The organism is Cytobacillus solani (genome assembly GCF_001420595.1).
Classification (GTDB): domain Bacteria; phylum Bacillota; class Bacilli; order Bacillales; family Cytobacillaceae; genus Cytobacillus; species Cytobacillus solani.
Genome location: NZ_LJIX01000006.1, coordinates 3,964,778 through 3,986,897 on the forward strand (window position 1 = coordinate 3,964,778; position 22,120 = coordinate 3,986,897).

General features: G+C 39.4%; 14 protein-coding genes, 1 rRNA gene, 2 pseudogenes and 2 other annotated features (1 of these 19 only partly in view). Of the genes and pseudogenes, 3 read left to right on the plus strand and 14 right to left on the minus strand.

Annotation, left to right across the window (positions count from 1 at the left end; translation table 11 throughout):
* Window positions 1-264: a sequence feature (23S ribosomal RNA rRNA prediction is too short), on the minus strand; it reaches 606 nt to the left of the window's first position.
* Window positions 265-267: 3 nt separating this feature from the next.
* Window positions 268-963 (minus strand) — a sequence feature (23S ribosomal RNA rRNA prediction is too short).
* A 270-nt stretch (window positions 964-1,233) separates the two neighbouring features.
* Both AN957_RS21745 and AN957_RS21750 read right to left on the minus strand, forming a co-directional pair.
* A pseudogene (locus tag AN957_RS21745) lies at window positions 1,234-2,427 on the minus strand (NCS2 family permease); the annotation flags it as partial.
* A gap of 258 nt (window positions 2,428-2,685) precedes the next feature.
* Window positions 2,686-4,236 (minus strand): 16S ribosomal RNA (locus tag AN957_RS21750).
* A gap of 358 nt (window positions 4,237-4,594) precedes the next feature.
* Here AN957_RS21750 and AN957_RS21755 point away from each other — a divergent pair.
* Window positions 4,595-4,972, plus strand: a complete 378-nt coding sequence (locus AN957_RS21755; protein WP_053474618.1) for a DUF488 domain-containing protein — start codon at window positions 4,595-4,597, stop codon at window positions 4,970-4,972.
* Between the two features lie 583 nt (window positions 4,973-5,555).
* On the opposite strand, the gene AN957_RS21760 is transcribed toward AN957_RS21755, so the two are convergent.
* Both AN957_RS21760 and AN957_RS21765 read right to left on the minus strand, forming a co-directional pair.
* Window positions 5,556-6,116, minus strand: coding sequence for a GNAT family N-acetyltransferase (locus AN957_RS21760; protein ID WP_053474617.1), 561 nt, complete (start codon window positions 6,114-6,116; stop codon window positions 5,556-5,558).
* On the minus strand, window positions 6,106-7,032 hold the full coding sequence (locus AN957_RS21765) for a DMT family transporter (protein ID WP_053474616.1): 927 nt from the start codon (window positions 7,030-7,032) through the stop codon (window positions 6,106-6,108). Before AN957_RS21765 ends, AN957_RS21760 begins: the two co-directional genes overlap by 11 nt.
* A 202-nt stretch (window positions 7,033-7,234) precedes the next feature.
* Here AN957_RS21765 and AN957_RS21770 point away from each other — a divergent pair, with 202 nt between their 5' ends.
* Window positions 7,235-7,930 (plus strand): MgtC/SapB family protein, encoded by a 696-nt coding sequence (locus AN957_RS21770; RefSeq protein WP_053474615.1) that lies wholly within the window; start codon window positions 7,235-7,237, stop codon window positions 7,928-7,930.
* A gap of 91 nt (window positions 7,931-8,021) precedes the next feature.
* On the opposite strand, the gene AN957_RS21775 is transcribed toward AN957_RS21770, so the two are convergent.
* The 10 genes and pseudogenes from AN957_RS21775 to AN957_RS21820 all read right to left on the minus strand — a co-directional run bounded on the left by AN957_RS21775 (window position 8,022) and on the right by AN957_RS21820 (window position 20,244).
* On the minus strand, window positions 8,022-9,692 hold the full coding sequence (locus AN957_RS21775) for a peptide ABC transporter substrate-binding protein (RefSeq protein ID WP_053474614.1): 1,671 nt from the start codon (window positions 9,690-9,692) through the stop codon (window positions 8,022-8,024).
* 23 nt (window positions 9,693-9,715) lie between these two features.
* On the minus strand, window positions 9,716-10,783 hold the full coding sequence (locus AN957_RS21780) for a M24 family metallopeptidase (RefSeq protein WP_053474613.1): 1,068 nt from the start codon (window positions 10,781-10,783) through the stop codon (window positions 9,716-9,718).
* A gap of 63 nt (window positions 10,784-10,846) precedes the next feature.
* Window positions 10,847-11,227 carry a DUF3899 domain-containing protein gene (locus AN957_RS21785; protein WP_342668517.1) on the minus strand — a complete coding sequence of 127 codons (381 nt, stop codon included), beginning with the start codon at window positions 11,225-11,227 and terminating at the stop codon, window positions 10,847-10,849.
* A 19-nt stretch (window positions 11,228-11,246) separates the two neighbouring features.
* Window positions 11,247-13,235 (minus strand): ABC transporter ATP-binding protein, encoded by a 1,989-nt coding sequence (locus AN957_RS28920; protein ID WP_075209211.1) that lies wholly within the window; start codon window positions 13,233-13,235, stop codon window positions 11,247-11,249.
* Window positions 13,236-13,247: 12 nt separating this feature from the next.
* Window positions 13,248-14,261 (minus strand): oligopeptide ABC transporter permease, encoded by a 1,014-nt coding sequence (opp3C, locus tag AN957_RS21795; RefSeq protein ID WP_053474611.1) that lies wholly within the window; start codon window positions 14,259-14,261, stop codon window positions 13,248-13,250.
* A pseudogene (gene opp3b / locus AN957_RS21800) lies at window positions 14,258-15,188 on the minus strand (oligopeptide ABC transporter permease). The gene opp3C and the pseudogene opp3b overlap by 4 nt, the downstream one beginning before the upstream one ends.
* Before the next feature lie 281 nt (window positions 15,189-15,469).
* Complete coding sequence (locus AN957_RS21805) at window positions 15,470-16,939, minus strand: alanine/glycine:cation symporter family protein (protein WP_053474609.1); 1,470 nt, start codon at window positions 16,937-16,939, stop codon at window positions 15,470-15,472.
* A 154-nt stretch (window positions 16,940-17,093) separates the two neighbouring features.
* Window positions 17,094-18,035 (minus strand): proline racemase family protein, encoded by a 942-nt coding sequence (locus AN957_RS21810; RefSeq protein WP_053474608.1) that lies wholly within the window; start codon window positions 18,033-18,035, stop codon window positions 17,094-17,096.
* Window positions 18,032-19,072, minus strand: a complete 1,041-nt coding sequence (locus AN957_RS21815) for a proline racemase family protein (protein WP_053474607.1) — start codon at window positions 19,070-19,072, stop codon at window positions 18,032-18,034. Before AN957_RS21815 ends, AN957_RS21810 begins: the two co-directional genes overlap by 4 nt.
* On the minus strand, window positions 19,069-20,244 hold the full coding sequence (locus tag AN957_RS21820) for an NAD(P)/FAD-dependent oxidoreductase (RefSeq protein ID WP_053474606.1): 1,176 nt from the start codon (window positions 20,242-20,244) through the stop codon (window positions 19,069-19,071). The genes AN957_RS21815 and AN957_RS21820 overlap by 4 nt, the downstream gene beginning before the upstream one ends.
* 208 nt (window positions 20,245-20,452) lie before the next feature.
* On the opposite strand from AN957_RS21820, the gene AN957_RS21825 reads away from it, so the two are divergent.
* A complete protein-coding gene (locus tag AN957_RS21825) occupies window positions 20,453-22,108 on the plus strand; it encodes a sigma-54 interaction domain-containing protein (RefSeq protein ID WP_053474605.1) in 1,656 nt (551 codons plus the stop codon).
* Window positions 22,109-22,120: the final 12 nt, after the last annotated feature.

Genomic DNA, 22,120 nt, shown 5'->3' on the forward strand with positions numbered 1-22,120 from the left:
CGCCTCCGTTACTTTTTAGGAGGCGACCGCCCCAGTCAAACTGCCCACCTGACACTGTCTCCTGCCCCGATCAGGGGCATGGGTTAGAATTTCAATACAGCCAGGGTAGTATCCCACCGATGCCTCCACCGAAGCTGGCGCTCCGGCTTCCAAGGCTCCTACCTATCCTGTACAAGCTGTACCGAAATTCAATATCAGGCTACAGTAAAGCTCCACGGGGTCTTTCCGTCCTGTCGCGGGTAACCTGCATCTTCACAGGTACTATAATTTCACCGAGTCTCTCGTTGAGACAGTGCCCAGATCGTTACGCCTTTCGTGCGGGTCGGAACTTACCCGACAAGGAATTTCGCTACCTTAGGACCGTTATAGTTACGGCCGCCGTTTACTGGGGCTTCAATTCAGAGCTTCGCTTGCGCTAACCCCTCCTCTTAACCTTCCAGCACCGGGCAGGCGTCAGCCCCTATACTTCGCCTTGCGGCTTCGCAGAGACCTGTGTTTTTGCTAAACAGTCGCCTGGGCCTATTCACTGCGGCTTTTCAGGGCTATTCACCCTAAAAAGCACCCCTTCTCCCGAAGTTACGGGGTCATTTTGCCGAGTTCCTTAACGAGAGTTCTCTCGCTCACCTTAGGATTCTCTCCTCGCCTACCTGTGTCGGTTTGCGGTACGGGCACCTTATCCTCACTAGAGGCTTTTCTTGGCAGTGTGNTCCCGCTGTGCCCATCGTTACATTCATAATTAAGTAACCAATTATGGCTGCTAAACCTGCTACACCATCTCCTCCTGCCAAACCTACCGCTACACCTACAGCAAATAAAACAGGCAGATTTCCAAAGACAATATCCCCAGCGTTCTGCATGATTGAAGCAACCATTTTCACACTGTTATTATCCAGAAATGGAGCCAACTCGAGCAGTGCCGGATTCTTCAGTGCCGCACCTAGAGCAAGCAGTATTCCCGCTGCTGGCAAAAGGGCAACAGGCAGCATCAACGCTTTACCTACCTTTTGTAATACACCAAATGCTTTTTTAAACATACTTAAACCTCCCTAAAATAAGCAAAAAAACAACCATTTGACCTATCATTTGCATAAATAAAAAAGCATAAGCCAAAAGAAAGAAAAAGAAGACTTTATGGGTATCTTACCCAAAAGTCTCCTAATCATTTACTTTCATTACTTATGCTTTATAGACAAAAAAACGGAGATCCTTTTGACAGGGATCTCCGTTTCGAAATTATTGCAAGAAGATAAAGTATAGAAGAAAGATGACAAAGAAGAAATACATGATTGGATGAATCTCTTTTGCTTTTCCTTTTACAATCATTGTAATCGGATAGAAAATAAATCCAACTGCTATACCCGTTGCAATGCTGTATGAGAGAGGCATTGTAATCATCGTTAAAAAGGAAGGGACCGCAATTTCAAACTTCGTCCAATCAATTTTCCCAAGAGAAGATACCATCAACACACCGACAATGATCAACGCTGGTGCAGTTACCTCTGGTGTTACAACCTTTAATACCGGAAAAAAGAATAATGATAAAAGGAAACAGCCTGCAGTTACTAAGGAAGCAAATCCAGTTCTCGCACCAGCAGCAACTCCAGCAGATGATTCAACAAAAGATGTAACGGTTGATGTACCAAGAATCGATCCAGAAACTGAAGCAACAGAATCAGATAATAACGCTTTACCTGCACGAGGTAGCTTATTATCCTTTACAAATCCAGCTTGGTTCGCAACTGCCACTAACGTCCCTGCATTGTCAAAGAAATCTACGAATAAGAATGTTAAAATAATTCCAAGCATCGTTGCTGTGTAAAATGAACTATCTCCAAAAGAAGAGAATAAAGCACCAAAGGTAGGAGCAATACTAGGCACACCATCTACTACTTTAGTAGGTACGTCAATTAGATTGAAAATCATACCGACGATAATCGTAATGACCATTCCATAAAAAACGCCGCCCTTTACCCCTCTAGTCATCAATATGACAGTCACTATAATTCCAAAAATCGCAAGCAATGTATTAGGGTTTGATAAATCCCCAATTCCAACTAGAGTTGCATCATTATTTACGATAATTCCAGCACTTTGCAAGCCGATAAAGGTAATAAACAAACCAATGCCCGCCCCAACTGCATATTTAAGCTCAATCGGAATGGCATTAATTAGTTTTTCACGAAGACCTGTTAACGTTAAAATTAAAAAGAAGATACTCGAAATAAATACGGCACCAAGCGCATGCTGCCACGGAATCCCACTTCCTAATATCACCGAGTAGGCGAAAAAGGCATTCAAACCTAAGCCTGGAGCGAGACTGAGCGGATACCTGGCAACTAGACCCATTATTACGGAACCAATCGCTGCTGACAGGGCAGTCGCAACAAATACTGCACCATAATCCATTCTAAGGGCTGCAGGCAGGTCTACTGGGTACGCTCCGGTGCTCGCTCGGTCGCTTCCTTGATCTGCTTGTTGCTCATTGCCCTCATGGTTTACACTCTTACTTGGTTTTAAAAACTCAATATAAGAGAAAAAACTAAGATGGCGATTACTCGGTTATTCTTCTTTATTACATTATCTAGTTTTCAAAGAACAAAAAAGTTTCGAGAGAAAATTACTCTCTCAAAACTGAACGAACAATGAAACGTCTTTTAATGAAGTTAGACTTCATTTCATCCTTAGAAAGGAGGTGATCCAGCCGCACCTTCCGATACGGCTACCTTGTTACGACTTCACCCCAATCATCTGTCCCACCTTAGGCGGCTGGCTCCTTGCGGTTACCCCACCGACTTCGGGTGTTACAAACTCTCGTGGTGTGACGGGCGGTGTGTACAAGGCCCGGGAACGTATTCACCGCGGCATGCTGATCCGCGATTACTAGCGATTCCGGCTTCATGCAGGCGAGTTGCAGCCTGCAATCCGAACTGAGAATGGTTTTATGGGATTGGCTAAACCTCGCGGTCTTGCAGCCCTTTGTACCATCCATTGTAGCACGTGTGTAGCCCAGGTCATAAGGGGCATGATGATTTGACGTCATCCCCACCTTCCTCCGGTTTGTCACCGGCAGTCACCTTAGAGTGCCCAACTGAATGCTGGCAACTAAGATCAAGGGTTGCGCTCGTTGCGGGACTTAACCCAACATCTCACGACACGAGCTGACGACAACCATGCACCACCTGTCACTCTGTCCCCCGAAGGGGAACGTCCTATCTCTAGGATTGTCAGAGGATGTCAAGACCTGGTAAGGTTCTTCGCGTTGCTTCGAATTAAACCACATGCTCCACCGCTTGTGCGGGCCCCCGTCAATTCCTTTGAGTTTCAGCCTTGCGGCCGTACTCCCCAGGCGGAGTGCTTAATGCGTTTGCTGCAGCACTAAAGGGCGGAAACCCTCTAACACTTAGCACTCATCGTTTACGGCGTGGACTACCAGGGTATCTAATCCTGTTCGCTCCCCACGCTTTCGCGCCTCAGTGTCAGTTACAGACCAGAAAGTCGCCTTCGCCACTGGTGTTCCTCCAAATCTCTACGCATTTCACCGCTACACTTGGAATTCCACTTTCCTCTTCTGCACTCAAGTCTCCCAGTTTCCAATGACCCTCCCCGGTTGAGCCGGGGGCTTTCACATCAGACTTAAGAAACCACCTGCGCGCGCTTTACGCCCAATAATTCCGGACAACGCTTGCCACCTACGTATTACCGCGGCTGCTGGCACGTAGTTAGCCGTGGCTTTCTGGTTAGGTACCGTCAAGGTACCGCCCTATTCGAACGGTACTTGTTCTTCCCTAACAACAGAGTTTTACGATCCGAAAACCTTCATCACTCACGCGGCGTTGCTCCGTCAGACTTTCGTCCATTGCGGAAGATTCCCTACTGCTGCCTCCCGTAGGAGTCTGGGCCGTGTCTCAGTCCCAGTGTGGCCGATCACCCTCTCAGGTCGGCTACGCATCGTCGCCTTGGTGAGCCGTTACCTCACCAACTAGCTAATGCGCCGCGGGCCCATCTGTAAGTGATAGCCGAAGCCATCTTTCAGCTTTTCTACATGAGTAGAAAAGGATTATCCGGTATTAGCTCCGGTTTCCCGAAGTTATCCCAGTCTTACAGGCAGGTTGCCCACGTGTTACTCACCCGTCCGCCGCTAATCTTTGGGAGCAAGCTCCCTCAGATTCGCTCGACTTGCATGTATTAGGCACGCCGCCAGCGTTCGTCCTGAGCCAGGATCAAACTCTCCAATAAAGAGTAAGATTAGCTCTTAAGTTTTAAAACTTGAATTAAACGTTGACGTTTTTTTGTTCGTTCAGTTTTCAAAGAGCAATGACGTTATTTCTTAAGGTCGCTCAGAAGCGACTTTATTAATATAACACACGTCCTTGTTTTTAGTCAATAACTTTTTAAAACTTTATTATTTGTTAATCATGTTGTTTTGTAAGGACGAAAATTAATATAACATGTCCAAAAAATGTTTGCAATATAATTTTTATTTCTTATCCCTTTTTAATAATAAAGGGATAAGACTTTCTTTTCCTGATTCATGTATATGAAATATACTAATAAGAACTAACTCACATTTTCATTAAATTTTTGGAGGTAAGTAATGGTGCAGATTATATTGAAAAGAATTTATGAGCCTTATGATCAAATGGATGGGTGTCGCATCTTAGTCGATCGTCTATGGCCAAGAGGCATTTCTAAAGAGAAAGCAAAATTGACAGTGTGGGCAAAAGAATTAGCACCCAGCCATGAACTCCGAAAATGGTTTGGTCACAGAACTACACTATATGAAGAATTTCGAATCAAGTATCTTGAGGAACTTAAAACAGACCCTATCATGTCTAAATGCTTTGAAGAAATATATCAAATCGCTTTAACAAGAAAAATTACTCTCCTATACGCTGCAAAGGACTCACTTCATAACAATGCACACATTTTAAAAGAAGCGCTTCTTAAGAGGGATGACAACATATCTAAATGAATGTTAATTAACTTTCTAAAAAGTTTCTTTTACCGAGATGGTTACTCCTATCGAGTAAAAACATTTATATTCACAAAGTTATTAACAATAAAAATATGAAAAAGAAAAGTAATCCACTGTTTTATTCACAGGCTGTGGATATCATTATCCTACTTATCCACATAAAAAGATAAAAAGCCGCAGCAATCACACCCTTTCTCTTAAGTAAGAATGGTATAGGAATACTAGTTCATGCATATTATCTACTAACTCTATCTTTTGGAAAGGTGTGATTCCTACTGGAAACAACTGCACTCTACCTGTCTGTACTAATGGCAGTATTTTTATTCTCCTATTCATATATAGAGGGAATAAAAATAGCTAACTCAGAAGAAAAAGTATATGGAGGAACTTTCATATTATCAGTAACAGCTGCATTTGTATTTGCAGGCTTTACTCATGTTTTTATATAAAATCCTTACTTCCACTTCAAGAAGTGGGGGTCTTAAAGAATAATATCCCAAATAAAAAAACTTGCTAAAAAAGCTTGAGGATAAAAGAATACCCTCAAGCTTTACTAATTTATATTAAATAATACAGTGATCTAGCGAATTTTATCCTTTAATATCGCAGAAATAGCAGCATCTACAAATTTTCCTTTTTCAAAATACCGCTTTTTTAATACTCCCTCAAATATAAAACCGTTTTTTTCCAAGACTCTCCCTGACGATCCATTCCTTGGATCATAAAAAGCTTCTATTCTGTTAAGGAGCATGTTGTTGAATCCATAATGGATGACTGCGGTAATCACTTCGGTCATTATCCCTTGCCCCCAAAAATTAGGGTGCAGTTCATAACCTATTTCAGCCTTGTAATGCTCTTCTTCAATCGCATGAAACCCGCACGTCCCGATTAACTGATCATTATCCTTTAATGTGATAGCCCAGCGAATCTGCTTTCGTTCTGAATATCTTTGATGAAATCTATGAATAAGATCCTCTGCTTGTTTTTCAGAAGTAAACGATTCTAAATCATAGTATTCTGTCACTTCGTCTTTTGAAAAATAACTGTACATATTGGGTGCATCACTCAAACGAATTTCACGTAGTAATAGTCTATCGGTCTCTAGTAGAGGAAAATCTAAAAAAGCCGTTTCAATTCCCATCCTTTACTCCTCCAATCATATTTTTCTTCATTTCCTTCAATCGGATTCTGCGCTCATCTAATAAAAATAATGAAACTCCACCAATAACGATGGCTCCTCCAAGGGCTTGTGTCCAAACGACAGCTTCCTGTAGTATGTAATAAGCTAATATCGCTGCACCAACTGGTTCGAATAATATGGCCATAGAAATCGTTGATGTACTGAGCCATTTTAACGACCAATTAAATAATGTATGGCCAAGTAAATTAGGAACTAGTGCTAAAAGAATAAAATAGACCCAATCACTGGCAGCATAAGGAACTAAAGGTTCCTGTCTTATAAGAACATAGATGAAAAGTGTAATTGCGCTAATGCTGTATACAACAAATGTATAAGTAATTAATGATAATCTCTTTCTTACAGATTGACCAAACATTAAATATGCTGTCACTAACGCACATGCAATTAAAGCCAGGAAATCTCCAAAAAGGGCAGATCCGCTAATTTTAAAATCACCCCAGCTTATAATGACACTGCCAATAACTGCAACTAGCCCGCTCAAAATTGCTTTCCAAGAAAACTTTTCTTTAAAGAAAAAGTAAGTCCCAATAAAAGCAAACAACGGCTGCAATGTCACCAGCACGGTCGAGCTTGCGACAGATGTGTAATTTAATGATTCAAACCAAAGGATAAAGTGAAATGCTAAGAAAACGCCAGCTACGAATGAGAAGATCCAATCCCGTCTTGTAATAAGCCGCAGCTCGGGAACATATTTTATTAGGAATACCGGTAACATAAATAGAACAGAAAAAAACATCCGATAAAACGCAATCACTCCAGATGGAGCAGTTGATACTTTGACGAGGATAGCTGAAGTAGAAACGGAAATGACACCTATGGCCAAAACCGCATAAGGATTTACTTTTGTGCCTGACATTCTGTATTCTCCTTGTTTCATTATGCTGTAAATTTTATTCTATTGTATATCTTCCAAATACTTTTTTCTATGGATTTAATAAAATCCTATCTATTTAATGCTATTTTCATAAAACAATTTAATATTTGGGTATACAATGGAATGTATCAACTGCCAGATACGCCTTTATTCCTTTTCAAAAAATTTATAAAGCGGGGATGTCATGAGCAATTTAGAATTGGAAATTTTAATAAAATTAGGGATATCCGCTTTTCTTGGTCTCGTTATTGGCATCGAACGCGAACTGAAGAGAAAACCTGTTGGATTAAAAACAAGCCTTGTTATCTCTATTGTAAGCTGTTTATTAACGATTGTATCAATCGAGTCAGCATATGCGTTTCCTGGAAAAGAAGGAATTAACATTACGATGGATCCGTTACGACTCGCTGCTCAAATCGTATCAGGTATCGGATTTTTAGGAGCCGGGGTGATTTTAAGAAGAGGAAATGACAGCATTTCCGGCCTTACCACGGCTGCATTAATTTGGGGAGCAGCAGGGATTGGCATTGCTGTCGGTGCTGGCTTCTATATCGAAGCCATGGCAGGGGTTGCCTTGCTAATTATTAGTGTTGAATTTATTCCATTTGTTATCACACTTGTTGGTCCAAGAAAATTAAGAGAAAAAGAAATTACCCTCCAACTTAAAGTAACGGAAAAAGAAAGTATTAAGGATATCCTTTCAGCAATCAAAGAATTAAAAATATCAATTAAACGAGTCCGTATTAAAGATTTAGAAGAAAAAAAGCATCTCATACAACTTATTGTGACTGTTAATCAGAAGAAAAGCATCACCGATGTTTATTACAGCGTTTCACAATTAAAAGGGGTTAAGAGTGTTGAGGTGGAGAGTATGAGCTGAACTAACAAAGCCCGTCCTGTTTTGACGGGCTTCACACTCAACTGTCAGTAAGCAACTTTATTCATATAAGGAACAGGGGTTTCTCGTTTATTTATTTCCCCTCAATATATGTCCACTTATATGAAGCAAATACACCAAAAGGATGTGCGATATATCCCTTAACATAAGGCTTTTTAAGCTGGGCAAGGCCAGACTGATACATAGGAGAAATCGCTGCATCCTCTTCTATTAGGATTCTCTCAGCTTCTTGCATGTTTTCCCAGCGTTTAGCCGTGTCGGTAGGATTCATTTTTGCTTCCATTACGAGACGATCGAAATTCTCATTAACATAATTTGACCAGTTATATGAACCATCTGACAAATAGAGGTCAATAAATGTAATTGGATCTTGGAAGTCAGGTCCCCAGCCTGAATAAGTAAGGTCATATTGCATGCTTGATTCAAGCTCCAGCTTTTGCTTATTTGGCTGCTGATTAATTGTTATAGTTAATCCAGGTAAATTAGTCTCTAATTGATTTTTAAAATATTCACTGACACGTTTTCTTTCCTCACTATCATAGCTTAAAAACTCTAACTCCATTTTTTCTACTCCAAGCTCTTTTAACCCCTTCTCCCAATATTCTTTTGCTTTCTCTACCCCTTCTTCATTAAAACCTTGATATTTTGCCCGGAAGTCCTTTCCGCTTTCATCAAAAGCAAAATCCTTAGGCACTAAATAGGTAGCTGGAACTGACCCATTATTTAATAGACTTTCCGCTGCAGCTTTTTTATCCCAGCCCATATCAATGGCTTTGCGAATATTGACATTAGCCAAATATTTATTATTTTGATTCATCCGGATAAAGAACACTTCTGGCTTAAGCAATGTACTGTAATCTGGAGTACTCGCATATTGGTCAATAAATTCAGAAGTAATTTCTGTTAAATCGATTTTTCCAGTATCATATAAATTGACTCTCGTTGCCGCTTCTTTTACGACTTTTACATTAATCGTATCTAGCTTTACTGTATCAGCATCCCAATAGTCTGGATTTTTCTTATAAACCCAGCCGACCTCATGCTCCCAGGAATCTAAAACGAAAGGCCCGTTATAAATAAGATTTTCAACCTCTAATGCATATTTATCTCCTTGAGATTCAGCAAATTCCTTATTTTGCGGGAAGAACACTGGATAAGTGATAAGACTTAAAAAATATGGGACCGGATGATCTAATTCAACCTGGAAGGTATGATCATCAATCGCCTTAATGCCAAATTCTTCGACCTTTCCAAACAAACTATTTTCAGAATCCTGTATAGCAGCAGCATTCTTTATATCATTAAACAAATAAGAATACGTTGATAGTGTTTCAGGATTAATTGCCTTTTTCCATGCATACTCGAAATCCTTAGCTGTAACGGGTGTACCATTACTCCATTTCACATCTGAACGAATATGAAAGGTGTAAACCTTTCCATCCTCACTTAATTCATGACTCTCTGCCATCCCTGGTATCGGTGCATGGGACTCATCCAGTCTGTATAGACCTTCAAATATATTATTCATTGTTCTGCTTGACAGCGCATCAAACAATCCAAGTGTATCAAGAGTCGGAAGTTCCCCACCTTCAACAAGATTTAAGACTTGCTCTGATGAATTATCATCTACACTGCTATTGGGCTTTTCCTCAGAAGTTGATTTTTTACTTTCCCCTCCATAACATCCTGCCAACAAAGAACTAACAAAAAGCATCAAAATCAAGATGATACGGTTCATTTTCATAAAATTTCCCCCTTTATTCTTTTCTACAAAATGATTAGATCTTTTGCCGACTTCGTTAGAACTTCATTTCCATCACGAGTGATTAAAATATCATCTTCAATTCGAACACCGCCAAGATTCGGAATATAAATACCTGGCTCAACAGTTAAAACCATCCCAGGCTCTAGCTTAATCTGGCAATTCACATTCTTAAATGGCTCCTCATGTATATCTAAACCAATTCCATGTCCAGATCCATGCCCATATTGTTTTCCATAGCCTTTCTCAGTAATAAAATCTCTTGAGTAAGCATCAGCCTCTTTACCTGTTATCCCCGGTTTAATACTTGATAGTGCTGTTGATAGAGACTCAAGGACAATATGGTAGATTTCCTTTAGCTCTTCTTTCGGTTCATCGATTGCTAGCGTTCTTGTTATATCTGATCGGTACCCCTCATAATACGCACCGAAATCAAGTGTCACCATATCCCCTTTCTCAATAACTTTATGGCTTGCAACACCGTGGGGAAATGCTGAACGATGACCTGATGCAACAATCGTGTCAAATGCTGAAGATATAGCTCCCTGCTTTCTCATATAAAACTCTAATTCATTTGAAACTTCAATTTCTGTTCTACCTGGTCTGATAAACTCTTGAATATGTGTAAATGCAGCATCTGCAATTTCTGCTGCCGTTCTAATCGTCTTAATTTCTTTCTCATTCTTAATCATCCGAAGTTTCTCAATGACACCTGTCAAAGGAACTAATTCAATACTTAACTTGTCTTTGTATTCAGAATAAGAATAGTAGCTCACATGAACTTGTTCGAATCCAAGCTTTCCTATATTTAAACGCGCAACTTGCTGAACAATTTCTTCGAGTAGATTTGCCTTTGTACTTACTTCAATGACAGTGTAATCTTTTGCCTGTTCATTTGCTTGCGCTGCATACCGGAAATCTACAACTAAAAACGCTTCTTCCTTAGTAATGAGGACTAAACCTGCAGTACCCGTAAATCCGGTCATATACCTGCGATTCTGATCATTTGTAATAAGCATCCCATCAATTCCATGTTTATCAAAAATAGATCTTAATTTTTCAAGTCTTTCCATAACGTATCGCTCCTAATTATTAAATTTCCTGCCTTCAGACCTTATACATATACGAATCAGCTGTTAAATAATTGATGCAATTAAAGTGAAGAAAAACAACGAAGCTCCAGAAATAATGATTGGGTACGTATATAAATCAATCAAACTACTTTTAATTTGTCTTTCAGTTGGATCTCCCGTCTGTTCAGAAACATACTCTTCCATTTTCGAAATACTCTTGTAAAACCGGCGGAAACTATAAATGATTCCAGTATACATTCCGCCTTTTAATACAAATAGGACGCCTCCTATCATTAGTAATAGGAGTCCTATAAAAAATAATAGATTGATGAATTCTATCCATTTCTCATTGGATGAAAAAAAGGAACCACAAGATGAGATGACTAGAGAAATAAAGATGATTCTAATTGATAGTTTAGTAATCTGATTCTCCCCCTTGTTGATTCCTCATTATTCTGACTGATTAAACAGCATTAAATTGTTTCTTAATACTTTGAAAGTCTTGCTCTGTACATGAAACCCAATGCCCTTCCTTTACTTCCCTTAAAATAGGCTCCTCTCCCTCTCCATTCCAGAAAAGGCTCTCATCAAATTTTATTCTCTTACGTATTTTTTCCGTATCTGGATCTGGCAATGGAATGGCTGAAAGTAGCGATTTTGTATAAGCATGTAATGGATTTTGGTAAAGTTCTTCACTTTCTGCCAATTCAACAATTTTTCCTTTATACATAACTCCTATACGGTCGCTAATGTATTTCACCATAGAAAGGTCGTGGGCAATAAAGAGATAGGTGAGTCCCTTTTCCTTTTGCAGCTTTTTCATTAAATTAACAACCTGTGCTTGAATAGATACATCTAAAGCAGAAATTGGCTCGTCCGCAATAATAAATTCAGGGTCAACTGCTAACGCTCTGGCAATTCCTATTCTCTGACGCTGTCCTCCACTAAATTCATGTGGATACCGATTGGCATGTTCCCGATTCAATCCTACGGTTTCTAGTAATTCATATACCTTTCCCAATCTTTCCTTCTTACTAGATGCAAGCCCATGAATATCCATCCCTTCTGCAATAATATCCGCAACTGTTTGCCTTGGATTTAGAGATGAATAGGGATCCTGAAAAATCATTTGGATATTTTGATTTAATTTTTGTAAATCCCCTGACACTCTCTTATCATGGATATTTACATTGTTATATAGAACTTCCCCATCTGTGGCCTCATATAGACGGATAATGGTCCGACCTGTTGTTGATTTCCCACAGCCAGATTCTCCAACAAGCCCAAAGGTTTCACCTTTATAAATATCGAAATTGATCCCATCTACTGCTTTAACAACATTTGATCCTGAAGAAAAATATTGCTTTAAATTTTTTACTTCAAGAAGCTTCTCTCTTTTTTTAGCTAAACGATCTTTTTGTTTTTCAATCGCACTAACTTGTCTATGTTTTCTTAGAGTATCCGGAGGTATAATCTTGGGTGACTTTTCATGCAATAGCCAAGTTGCTGCAAAATGCGTCTCAGAAACCTTAAACATAGGGGGCTCTAGCTGATAATCAATTTTCATCGCATATTGATTACGTTCAGCAAATGCATCCCCATTAGGTGGATTTAATAGATTTGGAGGCGAACCAGGAATTGTAATAAGCTCCTCCGAATCCTCATTTAAGTTTGGCATCGCTCCTAACAGCCCCCACGTATATGGATGCTGTGGATTATAGAAAATCTCTTCCACTTTCCCAATCTCAACAATTTTTCCAGCATACATAACGGCGACCCTATCAGCTATGTTAGCTACAACACCTAAATCATGGGTAATAAAGATAATGGATGTCTCCATTCTTTTCTGTAAATTTCTTAAAAGCTCCAGAATTTGTGCTTGAATTGTTACATCGAGTGCGGTTGTTGGCTCATCGGCAATTAATACCTTTGGATTACAAGAGATGGCCATTGCAATAACAACCCTTTGTCTCATCCCACCAGAGAATTGATGTGGATAAGAGGATAATCTTTTCTCTGGATTAGGAATTCCCACCATCTCTAACAACTTAATCGCTTTATCTTTTGCTTGATGCTTTGATTGTTTTTGGTGCTTAATAATACTCTCTATTATTTGATTTCCTACAGTCATTGTCGGGTTAAGCGAAGTCATCGGATCTTGAAAGATCATTGAAATATCAGATCCGCGAATTTTTTGCATCTGTTTTTCTGTAAAATTGACCAAATTATCCCCTTTAAAAATAATTTCTCCACCTGTTATTCTCCCCGGAGGATTAGGAATAAGTTTCATCAAGCTTTTAGATGTAACTGACTTTCCAGATCCAGACTCCCCAACGATGGCAAGTATTTCACCTTTATTAAGATGGAATGAAACTCCTCTTACCGCCTTTACTTCCCCCGCATACGTATCAAAGGATACTTGTAAATCTTTCACTTCCAGTATTTTTTCCACGTATTCATCCTCCTATTTACGCATTTTAGGGTCCAAGGCGTCTCGCAGACCATCTCCTATCAAATTAAAGCTAATCATGATCAAGCTGATAATTATTGAAGAAAATGCAAGCATATGCGGATAAATCCGCAATAATTTGTATCCATCATTTATTAATGTTCCTAAAGAAGCGATAGGAGGCTGAAGCCCTAGACCGATAAAACTTAAAAATGCCTCTGTGAAAATAGCTGTCGGGATCGTAAACATAGTTGTAATAATTATGGGACCCATTGTATTTGGAATTAAATGCTTCCAAATTAATCTTCTATCCTTTGCTCCAAGTGTTCTGGAAGCTAATACATATTCTTGTTCTTTAAGCTTTAGGATTTGTCCCCGTACAATCCTAGCCATTCCCACCCAGCCTGTAATAACCATTGCTAAAGTAATAGAAATGATCCCTGGCTGCAAAACTAAAATAAGTAAAATAACGACAATTAGACTTGGGATACCTACTAATATTTCAACAATTCTTTGCATGATATTATCAATCCGACCACCGTAATAGGCAGATATTCCACCATAAACAACTCCGATGATTAAATCAATTAATGCTGCTAAAATAGCAATATATAATGAAATACGGGTTCCTTCCCAAACGCGTGTCCACAAGTCCCTTCCTAAATTATCTGTACCGAACCAGAAGTATTCGGTAATCCCGCTTTCTTTATAACGGTCTATGCCTTGAATGTCTGTTCCACTTACACCTAGCCAAGAAACTTGTTCAAGAATTGGTATCTTTGGCGGTAGATTAGCTCTAGTTAGATTTTGTTCATCATAGCCATGCTCATTCGCATAAGGACCAAATATGGCTAAAGCTAGAATAATAGAAATCAATATAAGTCCTATGAATGCTGCTTTATTCTTGCGAAAGCGCTTCCATACTTCAGCCCAATACGTAATAGTTGGACGAGAAATTGCCTCTGTACCATTTTCTGAATCAGCTGGCAGGAACAGATCATCTGTGATTTCTTTCTCGTTTATACTCATTGTTTTGTCCCCCCAGATAATCTAATCCTTGGATCAATGACTCCATATAAAATATCAACAATTAGAACAACACCAATAAATAAGATGCTATAGAATAATGTCACACCCATAATTACCGGAAAATCATTTGTCATAATCGATTTAACAAATTGCTCCCCAAGTCCTGGAACACTAAAAATCTTTTCGATAACCAATGTGCCGGTTAAAAGCGAAACTGTCATTGGACCCAGTATTGTTATGATTGGTATAGCAGCATTTCGAAGCCCATGCCTCATCACGACCGCAAATTGATTTAACCCTTTTGCCTTAGCTGTTACAATATAATCCTGCCCTAATACTTCAAGCATTTCTGTCCGCATAAATCTAGCAATTGTCGCAATAACAAAAACAGATAACGAAATCGTTGGTAATATGGAGTATTCAAAACCTTCCCAAAACGCGACTGGCAGCCATTGCAGTTTAACCCCAACCCAGTATTGCAATAATCCGGCAAACACAAAGTTTGGAACAGATAATCCGATAACTGCTATTACCATGGCAGCATAGTCAATCGCTGTATTGTGTCTTATCGCAGCAATAATCCCAAGAATTATTCCCACCATACATCCAATAATTAATGATTGAGCCCCCAAGACGGCTGATGCTCCAATCCGTTCCCCTATAATGTCTGAAACTGGTCTGCCGTCATATTGAAAGGAAACCCCTAAATCCCCTTTAAAAATATTGGCCATGTACTTTACATATTGAATAGGAGCAGGTTCATCCAATCCATATCTCTCATAAAGTTTTTCTTTTTGTGACTCAGATAGCCTTTCATCATTAAATGGGGACCCTGGCAATGTCTGCATTAAGAAGAACGTAAACGTGGCAATAATCAAAAATGTAACTAGCATATAGCCCTAATCTTCCAAAAATATATCGGCCCATCATTTTCCACCTCCCCCCCTAGGGATACTGACCATATTGGGATATATTTAAAGTAATGCAATTTTCATTCCAACATTAGTTGAATTACAAAAAGATTCAGAAAATATCTTTTTTCAGACTGCTCAGTGTTTTGGTGTCAAAATAATTTGACATGATTATGTATATTTTTTTGAAAATGTATAAATTTTTTTCCAGTGTTCCCTTTCTTAATTTTGGATTAATGAATAATTAAAATAGACAGCCTCTATATTGAAGCTGCCCATTTATGAGAGATTAAGTTTTTATCCAACAGACTGATTATTATTGAAAGCGCTCTCTTCTTTGCATTTCTCTTCCCAGAAATCCGCCCCTTTAATTCCAACTTTAATTGGATCAAAAACCGGATCCAGACCTGCCCTTTTCTGAGTTTCATAGTCCTTAAATACTTTGATTGCTGGCTTAGTTAAAAGCAAAATCGCTATGAGGTTTAGCCAAGCCATGCTTCCAAATCCTAGATCTCCAAGTGCCCATAATAATGATGCTGATTCAACGCTTCCAAAGTAGACCATTCCTAAAAATACGATTTTCAAAATTATTTTTAGCCAATTCATTTTTAGTTTTTTATCAAGAAAGACAAGTGTTGTTTCGGCGATATAGTAGTAGGCCATTAAGGTAGTAAAGGCAAAGAAGAAGATCGCAATAGATACGAATAAAGAGCCAAATCCCGGTAAAATACTTTCTACAGCCTCCTGAGTCCAAATGGGACCAGCTTCAATGCCTGCCATTTTATCAACAATTGGTTCTTGCCCTTCAGGCGTAATGCTATACATACCTGTAATAAGAATCATTAGCGCTGTTGCTGTACAGACAACGATCGTATCGATATAAACGGAAAACCCTTGTACAAGCCCTTGCTTTGCTGGATGGGAAACTTCTGCTGCAGCAGAACTATATGTTCCTTCACCGACACCAGCCACATTAGAAAATACCGCTCGTTTTACTCCCCAGGCAATTGCAGCACCGACAATTCCTCCAAATAATTCATTTGTTCCGAAAGCACTTGTGATAATGAGGGCGAACATCGCGGGAACCTCAGCAGCATTTGCAAATAATATAATAAAGGTTACAATCACATACCCTAATGCCATAAAAGGAACAACTTTTTCTGCTACATTTGCAATTCGCTTTACCCCTCCGAAAATAATGATTCCGAGTAAAAGAACTAAAACGATTCCAGTCATACTCTTATGAATGCCTGCTGTATTTTCAAATCCAACCGCTATTGTATTTGCCTGAATACCAGGTACTAATATTCCGTAACAGAGAGTAACAACTATCGCGACCAACGAGGCAAACCATTTTATCCTTAACCCTTTTTCAATAAAGTAAGGGGTGCCGCCGCGATATTGGTCTCCTTCTTTGATTTTATAAACTTGGGCTAGAGTGGATTCAATAAAGGCACTCGCTCCCCCTAATAAAGCCATGATCCACATCCAGAAAACGGCTCCAGGACCACCAAATGCAATAGCTGTAGCAACACCCGCTATATTTCCAATTCCCACACGGCCTGCAAGTGCCATACAAAATGCCTGAAAAGATGATACACCAGTTTCAGAACTCTTTCCCTCAAACAGCAATTTAATCATTTCTTTAAAATATCTAATCTGCACAAAACGTGTAGCTATCGAGAAAAATAATCCGGCTCCAAGTGCAAAAACGACTAATCCAAGACTCCATACCTGCCCAACTGCCCAATCTACCATTTGTTCCATCGAATACCCCCTTTGATTTTAAAGAATCATAAGAATTTTCAGATTAATGTAATCAAAAAAATAAAGCTATTTCAACTTTATAAAAGAGAACAGATAGCTTCGTAAAGGAAGCTGCCCGTTCCTCCATTTGTTAGTAAATACTACTTCGGAGCACTTACTTTAATAAAAACCCTGCAGCCAGCGGATCTTCCTGATCTAAAACATATGTCTGCATCCCAGTAATAAATCCACGGCTCGTGAATGCAAACTGATAGCCGTCCTCTGATTGGTTGGCTAATTGAACGGTTATGAAGCTGTTAAAAATACTTTCATTTTCAAACGGTTGTTTCATCGTAAATTCACCGTTAAAAAGTAAGCTTGCATAACATGCTGCAGCTGTGCCGAACCCTGGCGAACGGACAATGAAGTTATCTTTTCGGAAGGTAACCGTTTTGATTCGTCCATTTGGCAATAATAAATCATCGAGTAAAACTACTCCTTTAATCGATTGGTTCGAATCAAGAGCTGTATTCACTTCCTGCCCCCATTTTTGCACTTCAGACAGATCTTCCATTTGGAGCTCAAAAGGAACATCACTTTTTTTGAAAATGGCATATAATTGATCTGCTTGTACAAGGGAATAATTTGTATCTTTATAAGGAATATTCATTTGAATAATTGTGCAGGGATTGCTTACTAGCTCCACTGAAATAACCTCATCCTTTTCTACCACTGCTCGAACAGAAATGACACCGCTTACTGTTTCCAGTTTATATTCATTCGATTTTTTTTGAGACAAATGACCACATTCCAATAAAGCAGTAATCACTGCAATTGCTCCACCATATTGAAATGGTACCGTTCCTTCATGGGTAAAAAATACAACTGCTGCATCTGCCTCACGGCTAAACGGGGGAACAATTAAACAACCGTTTAAACCAGCAAATCCACGGGGTTCATTCAGTAATAGCTTAATCTCATCAGCATATACATGAGGAAATTGCTCATCTAATTGCTGCAAGCTCGGATAATAACTGAGTGGTGCATCTTTAATAATACGAAAAGCTTCTCCGGCTACATGGACATCTGTTGCGGTATATGCCTTTTGAATCTTCATTTCACGTCCTCCATTTCATGTTCCTCCATTGGGGGTATGAGGAGAAATCCTTCTTTAAGCGGATCATCTTCGTTATAAAAGAATTTGTGCATGCCCATGAGCCAGGCTGACCCAGCAATTCGCGTCACGACTGCCGGCACTCCATTTACATCTGTCTCTTCAAGAACACGGCCACGGAATAGTGAGCCAACAATGCTTTCATGGACAAATTCTTCTCCGACACTAATTTCTTGCTTGGAATAAAGCGTTGCCAATTTAGCCGATGTTCCCGTTCCGCATGGCGAACGGTCAATTCCACCTGGAGGAACAATGACTGTATTTTTCACATCCGCATCTTCATGTACCGGATCGGTGAAAAATTCTATATGCGTCAACCCACGTATAAATGAATGTTCCGGGTGAACAATCTCTGTTGCTTCGTTAATCGTATTTCTTATGAAGATTGCTTTTTCAATAATTGTTGATGCGTTCTCTGGTACTAAATCTAGTCCGACCGATTTTGCATTGATAATGGCATAGAAGTTGCCTCCATAAGCAATATCTGCCTCTACACTCCCGATCCCCTCCACATCTACAGAAACACTCTTTAATAGAAAAGCTGGGATATTGCAGAAAGACACCTCTTTGGCTTTGCCATTTTCAACAGTGATATCCGCTTCTACCAGTCCAGCAGGTGTGTCCAAGCTGATTGTAGTAATAGGCTCCTGAATGGGAATTAACCCAGACTCCACTAACGCAGTACAAACACCAATTGTGTCATGTCCGCACATCGGCAAATAACCGCCAGTTTCAATATAGATCACACCTATATCAGCATCAGGATGACAAGGATCGGTCAATAATGCCCCAGACATGATATCATGTCCTCTTGGTTCATTCATTAATAATTTACGAATCCAGTCATACTCTCTTTTCATATGAAGCATTTTTTCAGACATAGTTTCTCCCTTTAATTCTGGAAGACCACTAATGACTGTCCTTGTTGGATTGCCTCCTGTATGTGTATCGATGGTTGTAAAGACTCTATCTGCTCTCATCTCGCCAACACCCTTTCTGTAAACCGGTTAAAGCTCAGCGGTTCAACTGGAATACAAGTTTCCTTCTCATTAATAAGCTCTTCTATCACTTTCCCTGTCACAGCGGCAAGGCTAATGCCATCCCCCTCATGACCGGCTGCAATATAATAGTTAGGAATATGTTCGACCCTTGAGACAATTGGCAAATGATCTTCTGTCCACGGCCGCAAGCCCGCATATGAACGAATCACCATCATGTCAGCCATTTTCGGATAAAATCGGATTGCTCGATTTGCGATGCATTTCATCACCTCGTTATTCACTTTTGTATTAAATCCAACAAACTCCCTGCTGCTGCCTATCAGAAAGTTTTGACTTTCCGTTGGTTCAAAAACAAGTGCAACCCCGTACTTTTCAGTCAAAGGATCTACATGACGCTGACCACCAAATTTAGAAATTAAGTAACCAAACTCCATGACCTTTCTAGAACCAACATGCTGCTGCCTGGATGCTACGATAATATGGCCTTTTCTTGGTTGAATCGGGATGGATAGGTCTAGCATCTCTCCTAAATAAGGAGCCCATATTCCTGCTGCATTCACAACATGTTTAGCCGTAAAAACCCCTTTTGATGTTTCTACAGTAAAAGAGCCATTTTCTTCTTTTTTCATTGATTGAACTTCGGTTTGCTTATATGCCTTTGCCCCGAATTTCTTAGCGGCATCAAGCAATGAAAAAGCAAGAAGATACGGGTTAACTGTAGAATCAGTTGCACATTCAAGTCCCCCTAATAAATCATCCGCAAAGAATTTAGATTCCTGCCGGATGTCTTGTCGGTCAAGCATACGAAATGGCAGGCCCGCTTCTTTTTGGCGGTTCACCCATTTCTGCGCAGCCTCCATCTCTTCTTCTGTCTCGCAAACAAGAATGCTGCCAGGTGCACGATATTCGAACATATGAGCTAATTCCTTACTTAAATCAGCTACTAATTTCTGACTAACTAATGACATTTGACTATCAAACCCTGGATCTTTATCGATAGCAAGAATGTTTCCGTCACACCTGGAAGATGTTCCGCTGACAAATTCTCCTTTTTCAAGGATCGTTACGTCGATACCAGATTTGGAAGTATAATAGGCAATTGAACAGCCTATTATTCCACCGCCAATGACTAATACATCACAATGATTCACATCTACAATCTCCCTTCACTTTGCTGCCTAATGTATCTATTGCAAATAATGTGCCAACAGGCTTTTTTTCAAAACATCCCCCTCCTATTTTAAAAATCCTCGAAAAATCGCCTTTCATTCACTAGTAATTTTCTAAAAATTTGATAAAATAATGTACAATATTTTATACAGTGTATATTTTCTTTTACACTTCAAGGAGGAGATCTGTATGTTTTCTTTGCCACCGATCAAAGAAATCATCGAAAAAAAATTAATCGACTGGTCTTTCAACGAATGTATAACAGAGAAAAACGGAGAATTCTTTGTAGGAAGATCTGAAACACCAAGCCCGATTATCAGTATTAATGACCCCTTTGATTCTTTAGTACAATCCGCTAAAAATGGCTCCAAGATGGTTATTTTGGATGCAAATAATAGACCAATAGGCTGTATCACTGCACCACAAATGATCCATTTCCTTCATAATTCTTATAATCAGCTAAAAGCATTCTATGAGACTGTTATACGAACAATCGATGCTTCAGTCACCGTTATTGATGATAATGAGCATGTACAGACATGGACAGAAGGGGCGGAAAAGATTTTTTCAGTTAAACAAAGAGAAATTATCGGCAAACCAATCACTAATTTCTTTGAGCCTAAAGACCTTGAAATCTTACAATCCTTATATAAAGGAAAAAAAATTACTGCTCAGCATCATCAGCCTCGTTCCGATTTATTTGTCCTTATCAACTCCAATCCTGTTTATTTTAATAATCGAATTATCGGTGCAGTCGTTTCTGAAACAGATATAACGAATCAAGTGGTATTAAACGAGAAGTTATTTAATATGTCTACAGAGGTCCATCGTTTAGAGCAAGAGGTCGCAAAGTATAAGCATTCATCTGATCCATTTAATTTAATTAAAGGAAATAGTTCAGCCTTGCAAAGAACAGTACAGCTTGCTAAAAAAGTGTGCTCAGTGAAATCAACCGTCCTAATACTAGGCGAAAGCGGGGTCGGCAAAGAGGTATTTGCAAAAGCCATCCATGAAGCAAGTGAAAAGGAAAATGCACCATTTATTTCGATAAATTGCGGCGCGATCCCAGCATCCTTATTTGAAAGTGAATTCTTCGGCTATGAACGAGGGGCCTTCTCAGGTGCAGACCAAAAAGGGAAGAAAGGAAAAATTGAATTAGCCAAAGGCGGTACCCTGTTTCTAGATGAAATTGGTGAATTGCCACTTGAAATGCAGGTAAAGCTGTTGCGGGTACTTCAAGAAAGGAAATTTTACCGGGTTGGCGGGGAAAAGGAAATTGAAACAAATTTCCGAGTGATTGCTGCTACAAATAGAGAATTAAAGGATTTGATGAATGAAGGGCAATTTCGGGAAGATTTATATTACCGCCTCAATGTCGTAAGCATACATATTCCTCCATTAAGAGAAAGGCGGGAAGATATATTTGAATTAACGCATTATTTTTTAAACGATTTCTCAATGCTCTATCAACGGCCTATTCATCAGTTCTCACAAGAAGTCATGCAGGAATTGCTGTGCTATGACTGGCCAGGGAATATACGGGAGCTTCGCAACGTTGTTGAACGTCTCGTCGTCTTTGCGACAGATGGAGTCATTAGAAAGGACTATTTGCCGTTCCATTCACAGCATAGTTATAACGATATAGATAAAGTACCTGAACAGTACAACTCGAATGAGATAGATAACATCATTTTCCCATTGCAAGAGGTAATGGACCAGCATGAGAAAAAAGTGCTTGAAAAAGCTCTGCTAATGTCAAATGGCAATAAGCTAGAATGTGCCAAAAAGCTCGGCATTACAAGAGCAACTTTATATAATCGTTTAAAGCGTCTTGGAATTAATTAATCCTGCTCCTCT

What these genes read in the sequence shown, in the direction of transcription:
- AN957_RS21755 (WP_053474618.1), top strand. Translation starts at nt 4,595, where the DNA reads ATGGTGCAGATTATATTGAAAAGAATTTATGAGCCTTATGATCAAATG.
- AN957_RS21760 (WP_053474617.1), bottom strand. Translation starts at nt 6,116, where the DNA reads ATGGGAATTGAAACGGCTTTTTTAGATTTTCCTCTACTAGAGACCGAT.
- AN957_RS21765 (WP_053474616.1), bottom strand. Translation starts at nt 7,032, where the DNA reads ATGTCAGGCACAAAAGTAAATCCTTATGCGGTTTTGGCCATAGGTGTC.
- AN957_RS21770 (WP_053474615.1), top strand. Translation starts at nt 7,235, where the DNA reads ATGAGCAATTTAGAATTGGAAATTTTAATAAAATTAGGGATATCCGCT.
- AN957_RS21775 (WP_053474614.1), bottom strand. Translation starts at nt 9,692, where the DNA reads ATGAAAATGAACCGTATCATCTTGATTTTGATGCTTTTTGTTAGTTCT.
- AN957_RS21780 (WP_053474613.1), bottom strand. Translation starts at nt 10,783, where the DNA reads ATGGAAAGACTTGAAAAATTAAGATCTATTTTTGATAAACATGGAATT.
- opp3C (WP_053474611.1), bottom strand. Translation starts at nt 14,261, where the DNA reads ATGAGTATAAACGAGAAAGAAATCACAGATGATCTGTTCCTGCCAGCT.
- AN957_RS21805 (WP_053474609.1), bottom strand. Translation starts at nt 16,939, where the DNA reads ATGGAACAAATGGTAGATTGGGCAGTTGGGCAGGTATGGAGTCTTGGA.
- AN957_RS21810 (WP_053474608.1), bottom strand. Translation starts at nt 18,035, where the DNA reads ATGAAGATTCAAAAGGCATATACCGCAACAGATGTCCATGTAGCCGGA.
- AN957_RS21815 (WP_053474607.1), bottom strand. Translation starts at nt 19,072, where the DNA reads ATGAGAGCAGATAGAGTCTTTACAACCATCGATACACATACAGGAGGC.
- AN957_RS21825 (WP_053474605.1), top strand. Translation starts at nt 20,453, where the DNA reads ATGTTTTCTTTGCCACCGATCAAAGAAATCATCGAAAAAAAATTAATC.